The organism is Streptomyces luteolifulvus (assembly GCF_008806595.1).
In the GTDB taxonomy this organism is placed as follows: Bacteria; Actinomycetota; Actinomycetes; order Streptomycetales; family Streptomycetaceae; genus Streptomyces; species Streptomyces luteolifulvus.
In genome coordinates this window covers 196,814-209,312 of sequence record NZ_VZRB01000007.1, presented here as the reverse complement: position 1 = coordinate 209,312, position 12,499 = coordinate 196,814, and the positions used below count along the sequence as shown (strand labels likewise).

12 protein-coding genes are annotated in these 12,499 nt (G+C 70.5%); 8 read left to right on the top strand and 4 right to left on the bottom strand.

Annotated features, from left to right (window positions below; genetic code table 11):
• Window positions 1–17: 17 nt before the first annotated feature.
• Window positions 18–1,325 (bottom strand): ABC transporter substrate-binding protein, encoded by a 1,308-nt coding sequence (locus F7R91_RS13045; protein ID WP_150947834.1) that lies wholly within the window; start codon window positions 1,323–1,325, stop codon window positions 18–20.
• A gap of 117 nt (window positions 1,326–1,442) precedes the next feature.
• Here F7R91_RS13045 and F7R91_RS13040 point away from each other — a divergent pair, with 117 nt between their 5' ends.
• Both F7R91_RS13040 and purU read left to right on the top strand, forming a co-directional pair.
• Window positions 1,443–1,943: an SCO4402 family protein gene (locus tag F7R91_RS13040; RefSeq protein ID WP_150947831.1), complete on the top strand. Its 501-nt coding sequence runs from the start codon at window positions 1,443–1,445 to the stop codon at window positions 1,941–1,943.
• 47 nt (window positions 1,944–1,990) lie between these two features.
• The gene (gene purU / locus F7R91_RS13035) at window positions 1,991–2,872 is read left to right on the top strand and encodes a formyltetrahydrofolate deformylase (protein WP_150947829.1); all 882 of its coding nucleotides are present in this window, start codon (window positions 1,991–1,993) and stop codon (window positions 2,870–2,872) included.
• Between the two features lie 86 nt (window positions 2,873–2,958).
• On the opposite strand, the gene F7R91_RS13030 is transcribed toward purU, so the two are convergent.
• Window positions 2,959–4,485, bottom strand: coding sequence for a maleylpyruvate isomerase N-terminal domain-containing protein (locus F7R91_RS13030; protein WP_150947827.1), 1,527 nt, complete (start codon window positions 4,483–4,485; stop codon window positions 2,959–2,961).
• Window positions 4,482–5,063: a sigma-70 family RNA polymerase sigma factor gene (locus F7R91_RS13025; RefSeq protein WP_150947826.1), complete on the bottom strand. Its 582-nt coding sequence runs from the start codon at window positions 5,061–5,063 to the stop codon at window positions 4,482–4,484. The genes F7R91_RS13030 and F7R91_RS13025 overlap by 4 nt, the downstream gene beginning before the upstream one ends.
• A gap of 319 nt (window positions 5,064–5,382) precedes the next feature.
• Between F7R91_RS13025 and F7R91_RS13020 the strand changes: the two genes are divergently transcribed.
• Together F7R91_RS13020 and F7R91_RS13015 are read left to right on the top strand one after the other, a co-directional pair.
• Window positions 5,383–5,763 carry an STAS domain-containing protein gene (locus F7R91_RS13020; RefSeq protein WP_150947824.1) on the top strand — a complete coding sequence of 127 codons (381 nt, stop codon included), beginning with the start codon at window positions 5,383–5,385 and terminating at the stop codon, window positions 5,761–5,763.
• Between the two features lie 149 nt (window positions 5,764–5,912).
• Window positions 5,913–6,425, top strand: coding sequence for an EF-hand domain-containing protein (locus F7R91_RS13015; RefSeq protein WP_150947821.1), 513 nt, complete (start codon window positions 5,913–5,915; stop codon window positions 6,423–6,425).
• Here the strand turns inward: F7R91_RS13015 and F7R91_RS13010 are convergent.
• Entirely contained in the window at window positions 6,404–7,921 is a 1,518-nt protein-coding gene (locus F7R91_RS13010; protein WP_150947819.1) for a class I adenylate-forming enzyme family protein, read from the bottom strand. The two genes, F7R91_RS13015 and F7R91_RS13010, sit on opposite strands and share 22 nt — an antisense overlap.
• Before the next feature lie 169 nt (window positions 7,922–8,090).
• On the opposite strand from F7R91_RS13010, the gene F7R91_RS13005 reads away from it, so the two are divergent.
• The 4 genes from F7R91_RS13005 (at window position 8,091) to F7R91_RS12985 (ending at window position 12,374) form a co-directional block, all read left to right on the top strand.
• Window positions 8,091–9,284: an amidohydrolase family protein gene (locus F7R91_RS13005; RefSeq protein ID WP_150947816.1), complete on the top strand. Its 1,194-nt coding sequence runs from the start codon at window positions 8,091–8,093 to the stop codon at window positions 9,282–9,284.
• Window positions 9,284–10,438, top strand: coding sequence for an acyl-CoA dehydrogenase (locus tag F7R91_RS13000; RefSeq protein ID WP_150947814.1), 1,155 nt, complete (start codon window positions 9,284–9,286; stop codon window positions 10,436–10,438). Before F7R91_RS13005 ends, F7R91_RS13000 begins: the two co-directional genes overlap by 1 nt.
• 71 nt (window positions 10,439–10,509) lie before the next feature.
• A complete protein-coding gene (locus F7R91_RS12995) occupies window positions 10,510–11,394 on the top strand; it encodes an acyl-CoA dehydrogenase family protein (protein WP_150947812.1) in 885 nt (294 codons plus the stop codon).
• Between the two features lie 518 nt (window positions 11,395–11,912).
• The gene (locus F7R91_RS12985; RefSeq protein ID WP_150947808.1) at window positions 11,913–12,374 is read left to right on the top strand and encodes an ATP-binding protein; all 462 of its coding nucleotides are present in this window, start codon (window positions 11,913–11,915) and stop codon (window positions 12,372–12,374) included.
• The last annotated feature ends 125 nt before the right edge of the window (window positions 12,375–12,499 follow it).

Sequence of the window (12,499 nt, the reverse complement as noted above, 5' to 3'; positions counted from 1 at the left end):
GGGTGACTCGGTTCGGTTCAGTTCAGCTCGGCGTTGGACAGGGTCTTCGTCACATCAGTGAAGCCCTTGCCCGCCGCGACCAGGCGGCCCTGGCGTACGACCTGGAGGGTCACATCGGCGTTGACCAGGCGCGGGAAGCCGACGGCCGCGAGCTTGCTCCGGAACGTCCACTTGAGGGTCGGGGTGAGCCCGCCCGTGGAGACCTTGAGCCCGTCGTCGAGCGTCTGCGACACGGTGTGGCCGGTGACCTCGCTGTCGCCGAGCGACTCGACGACCTGCCGGAACACGGTGTAGGCGATCCAGGTGGTCTGCACTCCGGCGTCCGCGGGGTCGATGCGGTTGTCGCCGAAGGCATGCTTGCTGATCACCTGCTTCATGCCGTCCCAGCGCTTGTCACTGGCCACCGGGTACCAGCCGGTGATGTACGCCCCCTCGTACGGCCCCGACGGCCCGCCGGACGTGTTGATCACCGTCTGGTCGACGCTGCCCAGCGTCATCGCGGTGCGCACCGCCGGATAGTCCTCGCGGGCCCGCCGGAACGAGTCCATGAAAGTGCCGGTGCGGTCGCCGAGGGCGGGGATCACACAGCCCTTCTTCACCGGGTCGGTGGTCGAGGCCTCCAGGGCCCGGCCCGCCGGCACCGTGTACTCGGTGGCGTCCTCCTGCGCCCGCTGGTCGCTCGTGACCCCGTGCCCACCGGTCTTCAGCCCCGAGTTGAGCAGGCCGGGGAGCTCGTCGCCCGCGATGGTGTCGGGGCGGACGAGGGTCACGGGGCCGCAGCTCCCGGCGAGCTCCTTGCCGAGGCCGGCCAGAAGGGTGGGCTGGCCGCCGTTGACGGGGTAGGAGAGCGGGCTGGTGAACTCCGCGTTGGTGACGCCGTAGCCGCCGATGTACGGGATGCCCGCGCCCTCCAGCGGTGAGAGGAAGGAGTCGCTGTACTGGCTGTAGGAACCGACGACGGCGACGACGTTCTCGTCGACGGCGCGCCGGGCGCACTTCGCCGCTTCCACGCTGTCGTTGTGGTCGTTGCAGGTCAGGACCCTGAGCTTGTGGCCCTTGATGCCGCCCTTGGAGTTGATCCAGCGGGCATAGGCCTGCGCGAAGGCGGGCATGCCCGGCTTGTTGGTCGCGTTGGTGTCGCTCGGGGCCCAGGTCATGACGGTGATGTAGCCATCCCCGGAGCCCCCCGTGACACCGGGGATGGCCCCGCAACCGGCCACGAGCGACGCACACGCCATCAGTGCCGCCGCGCTCGAGGCGGTGGCTCTGACGGGCCTGGTGAACGTGGAGTGGGGGGTCCTGCGGAAGCGTCGCCTGCCGGTCATGAAACCGCACGATTCCCTCACACGACTAACCAGGGAGTGACCCTCGGTCAACGGAAGGTGACGTAAAGGTGAATTACAGGGGCCGGTGAGACACGTGTGATGGAGAACGTACGATCGATGACCGTGCAAGGTGCGGAGAACTCTTCCCGTCGCGGCCGTCGCTCATCCACCATGGGCGGCATGCCACTGAACGACATGCCGTGGTGGCGCTGGCGCAGCAATGTGCGCTCCGCGCTGCACATGCTTTCCGATCCGGTGTTCCAGCAGAACGTCTGGCTGGCCGGCGTCGACGGCTACGGAGACGTCACCGACGCCGTGTACCGCCTGGTCGAGGACACCTGGCTGGACAACTGGTCCGCCGAGAAGTACGTCGGCACGATCTTCCGCGACTCGCAGGAGGCGGCGCTGGTCGACACCGCCGTGCTCCGGGTGCTGCGGATCATGCACCAGGTCGGGCCGGACGCCCACGTCGCCGCCTATGTCGACCACCAGGAGTGGCCGGAGGCGGTGCGTGCGGCGCGGGACGCGCACGTACGGATGGCCGTGGCCGACGGCGAGGACCCGGACGCGCCGCCGCGCACGCTCGAGGTGCTGCGGATTCTTACCCGGTCTGCGTGACGAACCCTTCGTTCGACGGGGCCGCCGGATATGGGACCCTGTGCTGCATGAACGCGCAGTCCCGCCAGACCGTGGCCCTCGCCGACCAGTACGTCCTCACGCTGTCCTGCCCCGACAAGCAGGGCATCGTGCACGCCGTGTCGAGCTACCTCTTCATGACCGGCTGCAATATCGAGGACAGCCAGCAGTTCGGCGACCATGACACGGGTCTGTTCTTCATGCGGGTGCACTTCTCGGCGGAGGCGCCGGTGTCCCTGGAGAAGCTGCGGGCGAGCTTCGCGGCGATCGGTGACTCCTTCCACATGGACTGGCAGATCAGCGGGGCCGACGACAAGATGCGCATCGTGCTGATGGTCAGCAAGTTCGGGCACTGCCTGAACGACCTGCTGTTCCGCGCCCGGATCGGCGCGCTGCCGGTGGAGATCGCGGCCGTGGTGTCCAACCACACCGACTTCGCCGAGCTGGTGGGGTCGTACAACATTCCCTTCCACCACATTCCGGTGACGAAGGAGAACAAGTCGCAGGCCGAGGCGCAGTTGCTCGACCTCGTGCGCGAGGAGAAGGTGGAGCTGGTCGTCCTGGCCCGCTATATGCAGGTGCTCTCCGACGACCTGTGCAAGGAGCTCAACGGGCGGATCATCAACATCCACCACTCCTTCCTGCCGAGCTTCAAGGGCGCGAAGCCGTACCACCAGGCGCATGCGCGGGGCGTGAAGCTGATCGGCGCGACCGCGCACTACGTCACCGCCGACCTCGACGAGGGCCCGATCATCGAGCAGGAGGTCGAACGCGTCGGGCACGACGTGACCCCGGACCAGCTGGTGGCGGTAGGCCGGGACGTGGAGTGCCAGGCCCTGGCCCGAGCGGTGAAGTGGCATGCAGAACGCAGAATCCTCCTGAACGGCCGCAGGACGGTCGTGTTCGCGTAGGCCGAGGGCGGCACCCCGTCAGTGCCGGGCGGCGCGGCCCACCCACCTGGGTCCCGACGCCGGGCGCCCCAGCGACCGGCGGTGACCTACATCCGGCTCAGCGACGCCGCAGCGAACAGCACGGCCCTGATCGCCTCCCGGTCCCCGTCCTGCCCGGCGGCAGCTTCCTCCGGGGACACATGGCCCGCGGCCAGCCGGCAGAACTCGACTCCGTCGAGCGCGACATGGGCCACCTCATGCTCCGCGGAGCCCTTCGCCGCGGGGGAGTCCAGCGGGACCATCCACTCCCCGCCGCCCGAGCCCTCGATCTCCAGCCGCAGGCTGCGGCCGGGCTCACCCGCCGGGACGAGGTGCCGGCCCTTGCCGGGCGCGGCGCGCCCAGCCTGCCGGCGCGCGGCCAGCACAGTGGGCAGCATCCGCGCGCCGAGGTCGATCATGCCGTGCAGATGGCGCGGGGACGGCGGCTCGTAGGGGTAGTCCACCGCCTCGGCGATGTCCTCCGCGTGCACCCAGCACTCGAACGCGCGGTCCAGCAGCGCGTCCTGCAGCGACAGCTCGAAGTCGCCGTACGAGACAGGTGACGTCCTGGAGCCGGTGAAGGACACCGTGCGGACGAGGTCGTGGCTCTGTTCCCGCCAGGGCCTGCGCACAGCACGGTTGTACGGGCGCTGGGAGGCACCCCAGTACGCCTCGGTGCGTGCGGACGGGGTGGGCGCGTCCGCGGTCACCTCGCCGAGCGGGTCGTCGAGGCCGAGCGCGACCGCGACCAGCCCGTCGACGCTCAGCAGATGCGCGATGACTCCGGCGACGGTCGTACGACGGCTCGTCGGCCGGTCCGCCTCGAACCAGCGCAGCCGCACGGGTGCGTGCCACTCGGAGTCCCCTATGTCCTGGAGCAGCGCGTCCAGACGCGCGGTCTCCGCGTCGTACGGGTCGGCCCAGCCGGGTACCGGGATGCGCGGCGGCCGCCGGTCGAGGCACCCGTCCAGGACGCGGGTGCGCAGCGCCGGGTCCAGATCGAGGCTCTCGGGCGGGTGCAGCAGACCCACCGCCTCCCGCAGCCGCAGCGCCTCGTCGGCGCAGGGGCCGCAGCTGCCCAGGTGCTCCTCGACGGCCGCCGTCTCCTCCGGTGCGCAGGCGGCCAGCGCCCATGCCCCGAGCAGGGACTTCAGAACGTGGTGCGGCAGGTCGGGAGGCAGGGGAGGGAGGGGAGGAGCCGCCGGATTCCCCGGGTCTCCCAGGTCGCCCAGGCCTCCCAGGCCTCCCAGGCCTCCAAGGTCTCCCAGCTCGTGCAGCGAGGGCAGCGGTCGTCCGCTGTCCTCGACGGAGGAACGGGGCATGGGGATACGGGGCTTCCGCGCGGGGTCCGGGCCTTTGCCGGTCCCGTTCGGAGGGCTGCCCGGACCGCCAGGGCCGCCCGGACCGGCGGACCCGTCCGCACCGCCTCCGTGATCACCGCCCTCTGCGCCCGCCGCCGCGTCCCCCGCCTCGCGCGACTCGTACGATTCCTGCCTGCCCTTGTCGTCCCCGGCGTCCCCCGCGCCCCCGGCGTCCTCGCCGCCGTCGAACCCCTCGTGCTCTCCGTACGCCTCGTACGGGTGCGCGTCACTCACACCGCACCCCCGTAGCCGGGCGGCGCCCCGGGCGCTGCCGTGTCATGGGCGGTGGACAGCAGCTGGAGGCCCAGACGGAGGCGGCGGCGGGCCTCGTCCTCGGTGACGCCGAGGTCGGCGGCGGTCTGGCGGTAGTCACGGCGCTGGAAGTAGGCCAGCTCCAGGGCGGCGCGCAGCGGCACGGGCATGGACTGGACGATGTAGTCGGCGCGGGCGGCGACCGAGGCGTGGCGCACCTTGCGCTCCAGTTCCTCGGTGGAGCCGTGCCCGGCCCGGGCCAGGGCGGCGGTCTCGGTGGCGCGCAGCCGCTGCACGGCGAGGCGGTGGGTCAGCGTGGCGACCCAGGTGCGCAGGGGACCCTGCTTGGGGTCGTAGGCGTCGGGATGTTCCCAGACGTGGGCGAAGACGTCCCGGGTGATGCCGTCGGCGGCACGCTCGTCTCCGAGCACTCGGTGGGCAAGACCGTGCACGAGTGAAGCGAAACGGTCGTAGAGCTCGCCGAGGGCGGCCGCCTCACCTCGCGCGAGCCGCTGCTGCATCTTGCGGTCCCAGCGGGGAGGTGCGTCCCTCTTCGCCATACGGCCCCCTCACCCTGCCTGTGCCCGAGTCAAGCCTCCGCCCACTGTCATATCGAATGTAGTCGGCACCCATCACAGCGCACGCCCCTTTATGTCAATGTGCGCCCCCTGGAGGGCCGCGAGTGGTAGTGGACCTTCGATTCCCGGCGCCTGCCCCTTTCGTTTGATGAGCAGACCCGATCGAACAGGATCGAAGGTGACTAGAACAAGCCCTTTTTGATCGGTTTCTGTTTTTCCTACAGCGTTTCGGGGAACGGCCGCTGGGCAGTCGCGCTGCAAGGAAGCGTAGGGACTGCTTCCGTTTCCCGCGGCGAAGGGCATGGTGGTGGCGTTCAAAGTGACCGACGGTGAGCGGGGCCAGTGGTCCGTGCTCCATGTGTCGGGCGAGCTGGACCTGATGACGTCACCGGCGCTGCGTCAGCGGGTGCACGACGCGGTGGCCGAGGGCCGCCACAGCCTCGTCCTCGACCTCTCCGAGGTCTTCTTCTGCGACTCCAGCGGTGTCGGCGTGCTGATCGCGGCCCGCCGCCTCATCCGCTCCTGCCAGGGCCGGCTGCGTCTGATCCTCCCCGCCCAAGGAGCCGTCGACGGTTCGCATGTCAACCGGGTCCTCGGCGCCCTGGGGGTCCGCCGGCTGTTCGACGTGTACACCGACCTCGACGAGGCGGTCGACGAGGAGGCGGGACCGTTGTCGGCATGAGCAGGGTCCGGGTCCGCTCTGCCACACAGTTGTCGCAAAATTCCCCCGGTCTTGGCACAAGCGCAGCTTTCCCGCTCCCGGACGGCCGCCGGCGTCGTACGCTCCGTGCCAGATACACCTCCACGTGACGTAAGGCGGCCCGAAAAGACATGGTCAGCAGCGAGTACGAGCGCAGGATCGCCGACCGGTTCGCCACCTTCGACCAGGACGGCAACGGCTATATCGACCGGGAGGACTTCAGCGCGGCGGCCAAGGCGCTGCTCGCGGAGTTCGGCATGGCGGCCCGGTCCGACAAGGGCCAGGCCCTGTATCTCGGGGCGGAAGCGTTCTGGCAGGGCATGGCGGGCATCGCGGACCGGGACGGCGACCAGCGCATCAACCGGGACGAGTTCGTGAACGGCGCGGTCAAGCGCCTGCGCGACAACCCGGACCGGTTCGCCGAGATCGCCCGCCCCTTCCTGCACGCGGCCCTCGCCGTCGCGGGCACGGACGGGGACGGCCGGGCCGCTGTCGATGACACCGTACGGGTGCTCAGGGTCCTCGGCGCGAACGAGGAGGTCGCCGCCGCGGCGGCCGCGGCCCTCGACTCCGACGCGGACGGCAGGGTGGGGGAGGCGGAGGTCGTGTCGGCCTTCGCCCGCTACTTCACGGTCCCCGAATAGCGTTCCCGCAGCTTGTACTTGAGGACCTTGCGCAGGGTCTCGCCTCGCGGAAGGGCGTCCACCACCTCCAGCTGCTCCGGCAGCTTGTGCACCGACAACCCTTCCGCGCGCAGATACGAGGTCACCGCCTCCAGGGTCAACTCCTCGGCCTCCGGGGGCTGTTCGACGGTTTCGATCACGGCGCAGACCCGTTCCCCGCGCTCGGCGTCCGGCAGCCCCACGACGGCCACGTCCGCGACCGCCGGGTGCCCGTGCAGCAGGTCCTCGATCTCCTTCGCCGAGATGTTCTCGCCCTTGCGGATGATCACGTCCTTGAGCCGGCCGGTCAGCATCAGATGCCCGCCGTCGGTGAGCCGCCCGAGGTCACCGGTGCGCAGGAACCCCTCCTCGTCGAAGGCTTCCGCCGTCTGCGCCGGATCGAGGTAGCCCCGGCACACGGCCTCCCCGCGCAGCCGCACCTCCCCGTCCACGATCCGTATCTCCATCCCCTCCGGCGGCCGTCCCTCCGTCGTCGCCAGGTTCTCGGCCGTGTCGTCCGGCGACCCCATCGTGATCATCGGCACCTCGGTCATGCCGTAGCCGTGGGTGAGCTGCACCCCCATCTCCCGTACGACGGCGTGGTGCAGTTCCTCAGGCTTGGGCGCCCCGCCGCCCGCCAGCAGCCGGAGTGTCGGAATGACCGGACGGCCGGGCTGCTTGCGCTGCTCCGCCAGGAACATCGAGTAGAACGCCGTCGATCCGCCCGCGATGGTCACCCCGTGCCGGCGGTACCCGTCCAGCGCGTCCGGCAGCGCGAACTGCTCGAACATCACCGCCGGGAAGCCGTACAGCAGCAGCATCACCGTGTAGTCGGGGCCGCCGATATGGGCGTACGGGAACGCGATCGAGCCGACGTCGGCGGCCGAGGGGCGCAGGGCGTGGGCGAGACAGGACCCGCCCGCGATCAGTGAACGGTCCGTGTGCAGCACGCCCTTGGGGTCGGAGGTGGTCCCCGAGGTCCAGTAGATCCAGCGGACCGAGGTGCCCTCGGAGGGCGGGGCGGGGAGCACCCGCGGATCTCCCTCGGGCAGGGTGTCGTACGCCTCGAAGATCCCCTTCGCGCCGAGCCGCCGTGCCATCTCCGTGTGGTCGAAGCCCCGCCACTCGCCCGGCACCGCGAAGAACTCTGCCTTCGACTCCCTGAGCGCGAATCCGACCTCGCGGTCCCGGTAGAAGGGGATGACCGGCGTCTGTACGGCACCCACGCGGGCCAGCGCGAACGACAGCAGGGCCGTCTCGATGCGGGTCGGCAACTGCCAGGCGACGACGGTGCCGGGGCGTACGCCCATGCCGTACAGCCCCGCCGCCACCCGCTCGGCGCGCTCGCGCAGCTCGCCGAAGGTCAGGGTGCGGTCGTCCTGGAGGAGGACGGGACGGTGCGGGGTGAGGTCCGCGCGTCGGCCGACCAGTTCCCACAGGGTGCGGGACGAGCTGAGCGCGTGGGCGGTGTCGTTCACGGCCTTGCCCCCTTCAGAGCTGACGGACAGTCAGATCGTGGCAGAGCGTAAGCCTCGTCGCCTTGTCGGTCCAGGGGGCGGGGGCTAGCCTTCCCGTAGCATGCAATCTGACGGGCCATCAGATACGGATCGGATACGGATCGGATTCGGCACTCCGGCGGAGGGGACCATGACCGAACTGCCCCGCATCATCAGCGTCGACGACCATGTGATCGAGCCCGCGCACCTGTTCGAGAGGTGGCTGCCTGCCAAGTACCGCGACCGCGGGCCGCAGCCCCTCACCGCGGGCATCGGCGAGCTCGCCTACATCGGCGGCAAGTACCAGATCACGATGGATCCGGACGGCCCCCCGACCGACTGGTGGATCTACGAGGACCTGAAGTTCCCGTACAAGCGCAACATCGCCGCCGTCGGCTTCGACCGCGACGAGATGACCCTGGAGGGGATCACCCGGGAGGAGATGCGGCGCGGGTGCTGGGACCCCGCCGAGCGCCTCAGGGACATGGACCTCAACCATGTCGAGGCATCCCTCTGCTTCCCCACCTTCCCGCGCTTTTGCGGACAGACCTTCGCCGAGGCCCACGACAAGGAGGTCGCGCTCGCCTGTGTGCGCGCCTACAACGACTGGATGGTGGAGGAGTGGTGCGGGGACAGCGGCGGGCGTCTCATCCCGCTGTGCCTGATCCCGCTGTGGGACGTGGAGCTCGCGGTCGCCGAGATCCGGCGCAACGCCGCGCGCGGCGTGAAGGCGGTGACCTTCTCCGAGATCCCCACCCATCTGGGCCTGCCCTCCATCCATTCCGGCTACTGGGACCCGTTCTTCGCGGTCTGCGAGGAGACCGGCACCGTCGTCAACATGCACATCGGCAGCAGCTCCCAGATGCCCGCCGCCTCCCCGGACGCACCGCCCGCCGTGCAGGCCTCGCTCTCCTTCAACAACGCGATGGCCTCGATGATGGACTTCCTGTTCAGCGGCGTCCTGGTCACGTTCCCGCGCCTCAAACTCGCCTACTCCGAAGGACAGATGGGCTGGATCCCGTACGCCCTGGAACGTGCCGACGACGTGTGGGAGGAGCACCGTGCCTGGGGCGGGGTCCGCGACACGATCCCCGAGCCGCCGTCGACGTACTACTACCGGCAGATCTTCTGCTGTTTCTTCCGCGACAAGCACGGCGTGGCCTCGCTGGACGTCGTCGGCCGCGACAACGCCACCTTCGAGACCGACTACCCGCACGTCGACTCGACCTTCCCGCACACCAAGGAGGTCGCCCTGGACCATGTGAAGGGCCTCGACGACGAGACGGTCCACAAGCTGATGCGGGGCAACGCGATCCGCATGCTGGAACTCGACCTGGACGACTAGTGGATCTCTCCTACGCGCCCGAAGAGGAGGAGTTCCGGGCCCGGTTGAGACAGTGGCTCGCGAAGGTCCTGCCGTTCCTGCCGCCGAAGCCGTCCCCCGGCGACTGGCCCGCCCGCCGGGCCTACGACCTCGGCTGGCAGCGGATGCTGTACGACGCGGGATACGCCGGACTGCACTGGCCCGCCGACGCGGGCGGCCGGGGCGCGACCCCCACCCAGCATCTGATCTTCCTGGAGGAGACGGAGAAGGCGGGCGCCCCCTACGTGGGCGCCAACTTCGTCGGGCTGCTGCACGCCGGGCCGACGATCGCCGCCGAGGGGAGCGCGGGGCAGCGGACGCGCTGGCTGCCGCCGATCCTGCGCGGCGAGGAGGTCTGGTGCCAGGGCTTCAGCGAACCGGACGCCGGAAGCGACCTCGCGGCACTGCGCACGCGCGCGTGCAGGGACGGCGACGACTATGTGGTCAGCGGATCCAAGATCTGGACCTCCCACGCCGAAGTCGCCGACTGGTGCGAACTGTTGGTACGCACCGACCCCGGTGCGCCCAGGCACCGCGGGATCACCTGGCTGGCCATGCCCATGGACGCGCCCGGCATCACCGTACGGCCGCTGAGGACCCTGGCCGGGTCCGCCGAGTTCGCCGAGGTCTTCCTCGACGAGGTGCGGGTGCCCGTCGCCAACCGGGTCGGGGAGGAGAACGACGGCTGGCGGGTGACGATGGTGACGCTGTCCTTCGAACGCGGTACGGCCTTCGTGGGCGAGGTCGTCGCCTGTCGGCGTGTGCTCGGCGAACTCGCCCGCGCGGCACAGCAGAACGGACAGTGGGACGACCCGGTGCTCAGACGGCGGCTCGGGAGGCTGAACGCCGAGTTCCGGGCGCTGTGGCGGCTGACCCAGTGGAACGTGAGCGAGGCGGAGGCCGGCGGGGGAGTGCCGGGCGTCGGCGGTTCGGTTTTCAAACTCGGGTACTCGCACGCCCGGCAGGAGCTCTACGACACCGCCGCCGACGTGCTCGGCCCCGACAGTCTCGACCTCGGCCGGCCATGGATGCTCGAGCGGCTGTCCTCGCTGTCGTACACCATCGCCGCCGGCACCTCGCAGATCCAGCGGAACATCGTGGCCGAGCGGATCCTCGGACTGCCGAAGGGGCGGTGACGGCGGCCATGAGATGCACGAAGGGGCGGTGACGACGGCCATGAGTTGCACGAAGGGGCGGTGGCACGGCCGTGAGATTCCAACTCACCGAGGACCAACGAGCCTTGCGGGACGGCGTACGGGGGCTGCTGGCACGCCGCTTCGACAGCGAGGCGCTGCGGGCCGCGGCCGGCACACCCGGCCTGGACCGGGCCCTGTGGCGTGAGCTCGGTGCGGCCGGGTTCTTCGCGCTGCGGCTGCCGGAGGCGGACGGCGGGGTCGGCCTCGGCCTGCCCGAGGCGGTGTTGGCCTTCGAGGAGGCGGGCCGGGTGCTGCTGCCCGGGCCGCTGGTGGCTTCGCATCTCGCGGCGGGGGAGGTGGCGGGCGCCGCCGCCGGGGAGACGGTCGTGGCCGCCGTCGACGGCGGACTGGTGGAGTGGCTGGCGGAGGCGGACATCGTGCGGGGGGACGCCGAGGGGGCCCGGCCGCTGCGGTCGGTGGACCCGCTGACCCCGCTGCACCGGGTGCCCGCGGACACGACGGGAGGTGCGGCGGCCGGGCCCGCCGATCCCGTCGCCGTCCTGCTGACCGCCGCGGAGCAGCTCGGCACGGCGGGCCGTACCTGCGAGCTGGCGGTGCAACACGCCCGGACCCGCGAGCAGTTCGGGCAGCCGATCGGGGCCTTCCAGGCGGTCAAGCACCTGTGCGCACAGATGCTTGTGCGGACCGAGGTGGCCCGCGCCGCGGTCTACGCGGCGGCTGTCACCGCCGGGCCGGCCGACATCGCGGCGGCCCGGCTGCTCGCCGACGAGGCCGCCGTGCGCGGCGCCCGCGACTGCCTTCAGGTGCACGGCGGAATGGGGTTCACCTGGGAGTCCGAGGTGCATCTGCATCTGAAGCGGGCCTGGGTGCGGGCCCAACGTACCGGTGGTGCCACGGAGAGTGAGGAACTGTTGGCTGCCGACCTGGTGGCCTGAGCGGCGCCCGCGCTGGGCTGGTCTGCGGCGACACGGGACGGCCGGTACGGATGTCGCGGATTGTGGCATACCGGAATTACGCAGCGTTGATATCGGCTTGTGTCCTAGGTGTGACTCGTCACGTCCTGGAGTCGGTGTCCCACTCGGGTACCTTGTGTGAGATGCGAGTGGTTCCGAGCACGAGCCATGCCGGTGTTGCCCCTGGGGCGACTCCGGATCCGGCCTTGCGCGCCGCTGCTCGCAAGGTGGGAGAGCCTTCAACCCCCGCCTGTTCGACTCCCCGCAGCGAGCGTCGCACAGTATGCCGCACGGGTACTCCTTCGCGCTGGAATATGCCTGAAGCGCTTGTTGGGGTGACTGTACGTCAACCATGCTGTCTCGTAAGGGACTCACGTTCTGTGACCCTGGCTCTGGCCGTTGTTCTGGTCATGCAAAAAATGGCTACGATCGTGGCCCTCGTGAGGCGCGAGGCTATGTGTCCGCCGGTTCGGATGGTGTGAGCGGTGCAGGTGCTTCAAGTGCAGCTGGAAGTGCGGCCCGACCCCGCTGAGGTGGGGCGGGCCCGGAGATGGGCCCTTTCCCGGCTCCTCGGGTCCGGGATAGGGGCCGACGAACCGCTCGCCGAGACACTCGTCCTGCTCGTGTCCGAACTCGTCACCAACGCCGTGGTGCACACCGGCTGTCCGGCCGTGCTGCGGCTCTCCCTGTCCGGTGGTGCGGCCGAGCCGGCCACCCTCCGCCTCGAGGTGGCCGACAGCAGCGACCGTGCCCCCGTGCCCCGGTGCGTGGACGGCGAGTCGACCGGCGGCCGTGGACTCGCCCTCGTCGACGGCCTCGCCGACCGCTGGGGCTGGAACAAGGAAGGCGCGGGCAAGCGCATCTGGTGCGAACTCGACCACTGCACACAGCCCGCCAAGTCCGCCGCGGCCTACGGGGGCGGCGCTTCGGCGTATGAGGGACTGGCGTTCGAGGCGGTGTGAGGCGGGCGCGGCGGCCGGGCGCTGTGCGCGGTACGGCCGGCACGGCGGCGCGGCCGGGGCACGGTTGCAGCGGACCGGCCGATCTCGCGTCGAACGAGGGGCGGTGCGCCGGGACATGCATCCAT

Excerpts from the sequence above, each read along its gene's own strand:
- F7R91_RS13045 (WP_150947834.1), bottom strand. The coding sequence starts at position 1,325 with ATGACCGGCAGGCGACGCTTCCGCAGGACCCCCCACTCCACGTTCACC.
- F7R91_RS13040 (WP_150947831.1), top strand. The coding sequence starts at position 1,443 with ATGACCGTGCAAGGTGCGGAGAACTCTTCCCGTCGCGGCCGTCGCTCA.
- purU (WP_150947829.1), top strand. The coding sequence starts at position 1,991 with ATGAACGCGCAGTCCCGCCAGACCGTGGCCCTCGCCGACCAGTACGTC.
- F7R91_RS13025 (WP_150947826.1), bottom strand. The coding sequence starts at position 5,063 with ATGGCGAAGAGGGACGCACCTCCCCGCTGGGACCGCAAGATGCAGCAG.
- F7R91_RS13020 (WP_150947824.1), top strand. The coding sequence starts at position 5,383 with ATGGTGGTGGCGTTCAAAGTGACCGACGGTGAGCGGGGCCAGTGGTCC.
- F7R91_RS13015 (WP_150947821.1), top strand. The coding sequence starts at position 5,913 with ATGGTCAGCAGCGAGTACGAGCGCAGGATCGCCGACCGGTTCGCCACC.
- F7R91_RS13005 (WP_150947816.1), top strand. The coding sequence starts at position 8,091 with ATGACCGAACTGCCCCGCATCATCAGCGTCGACGACCATGTGATCGAG.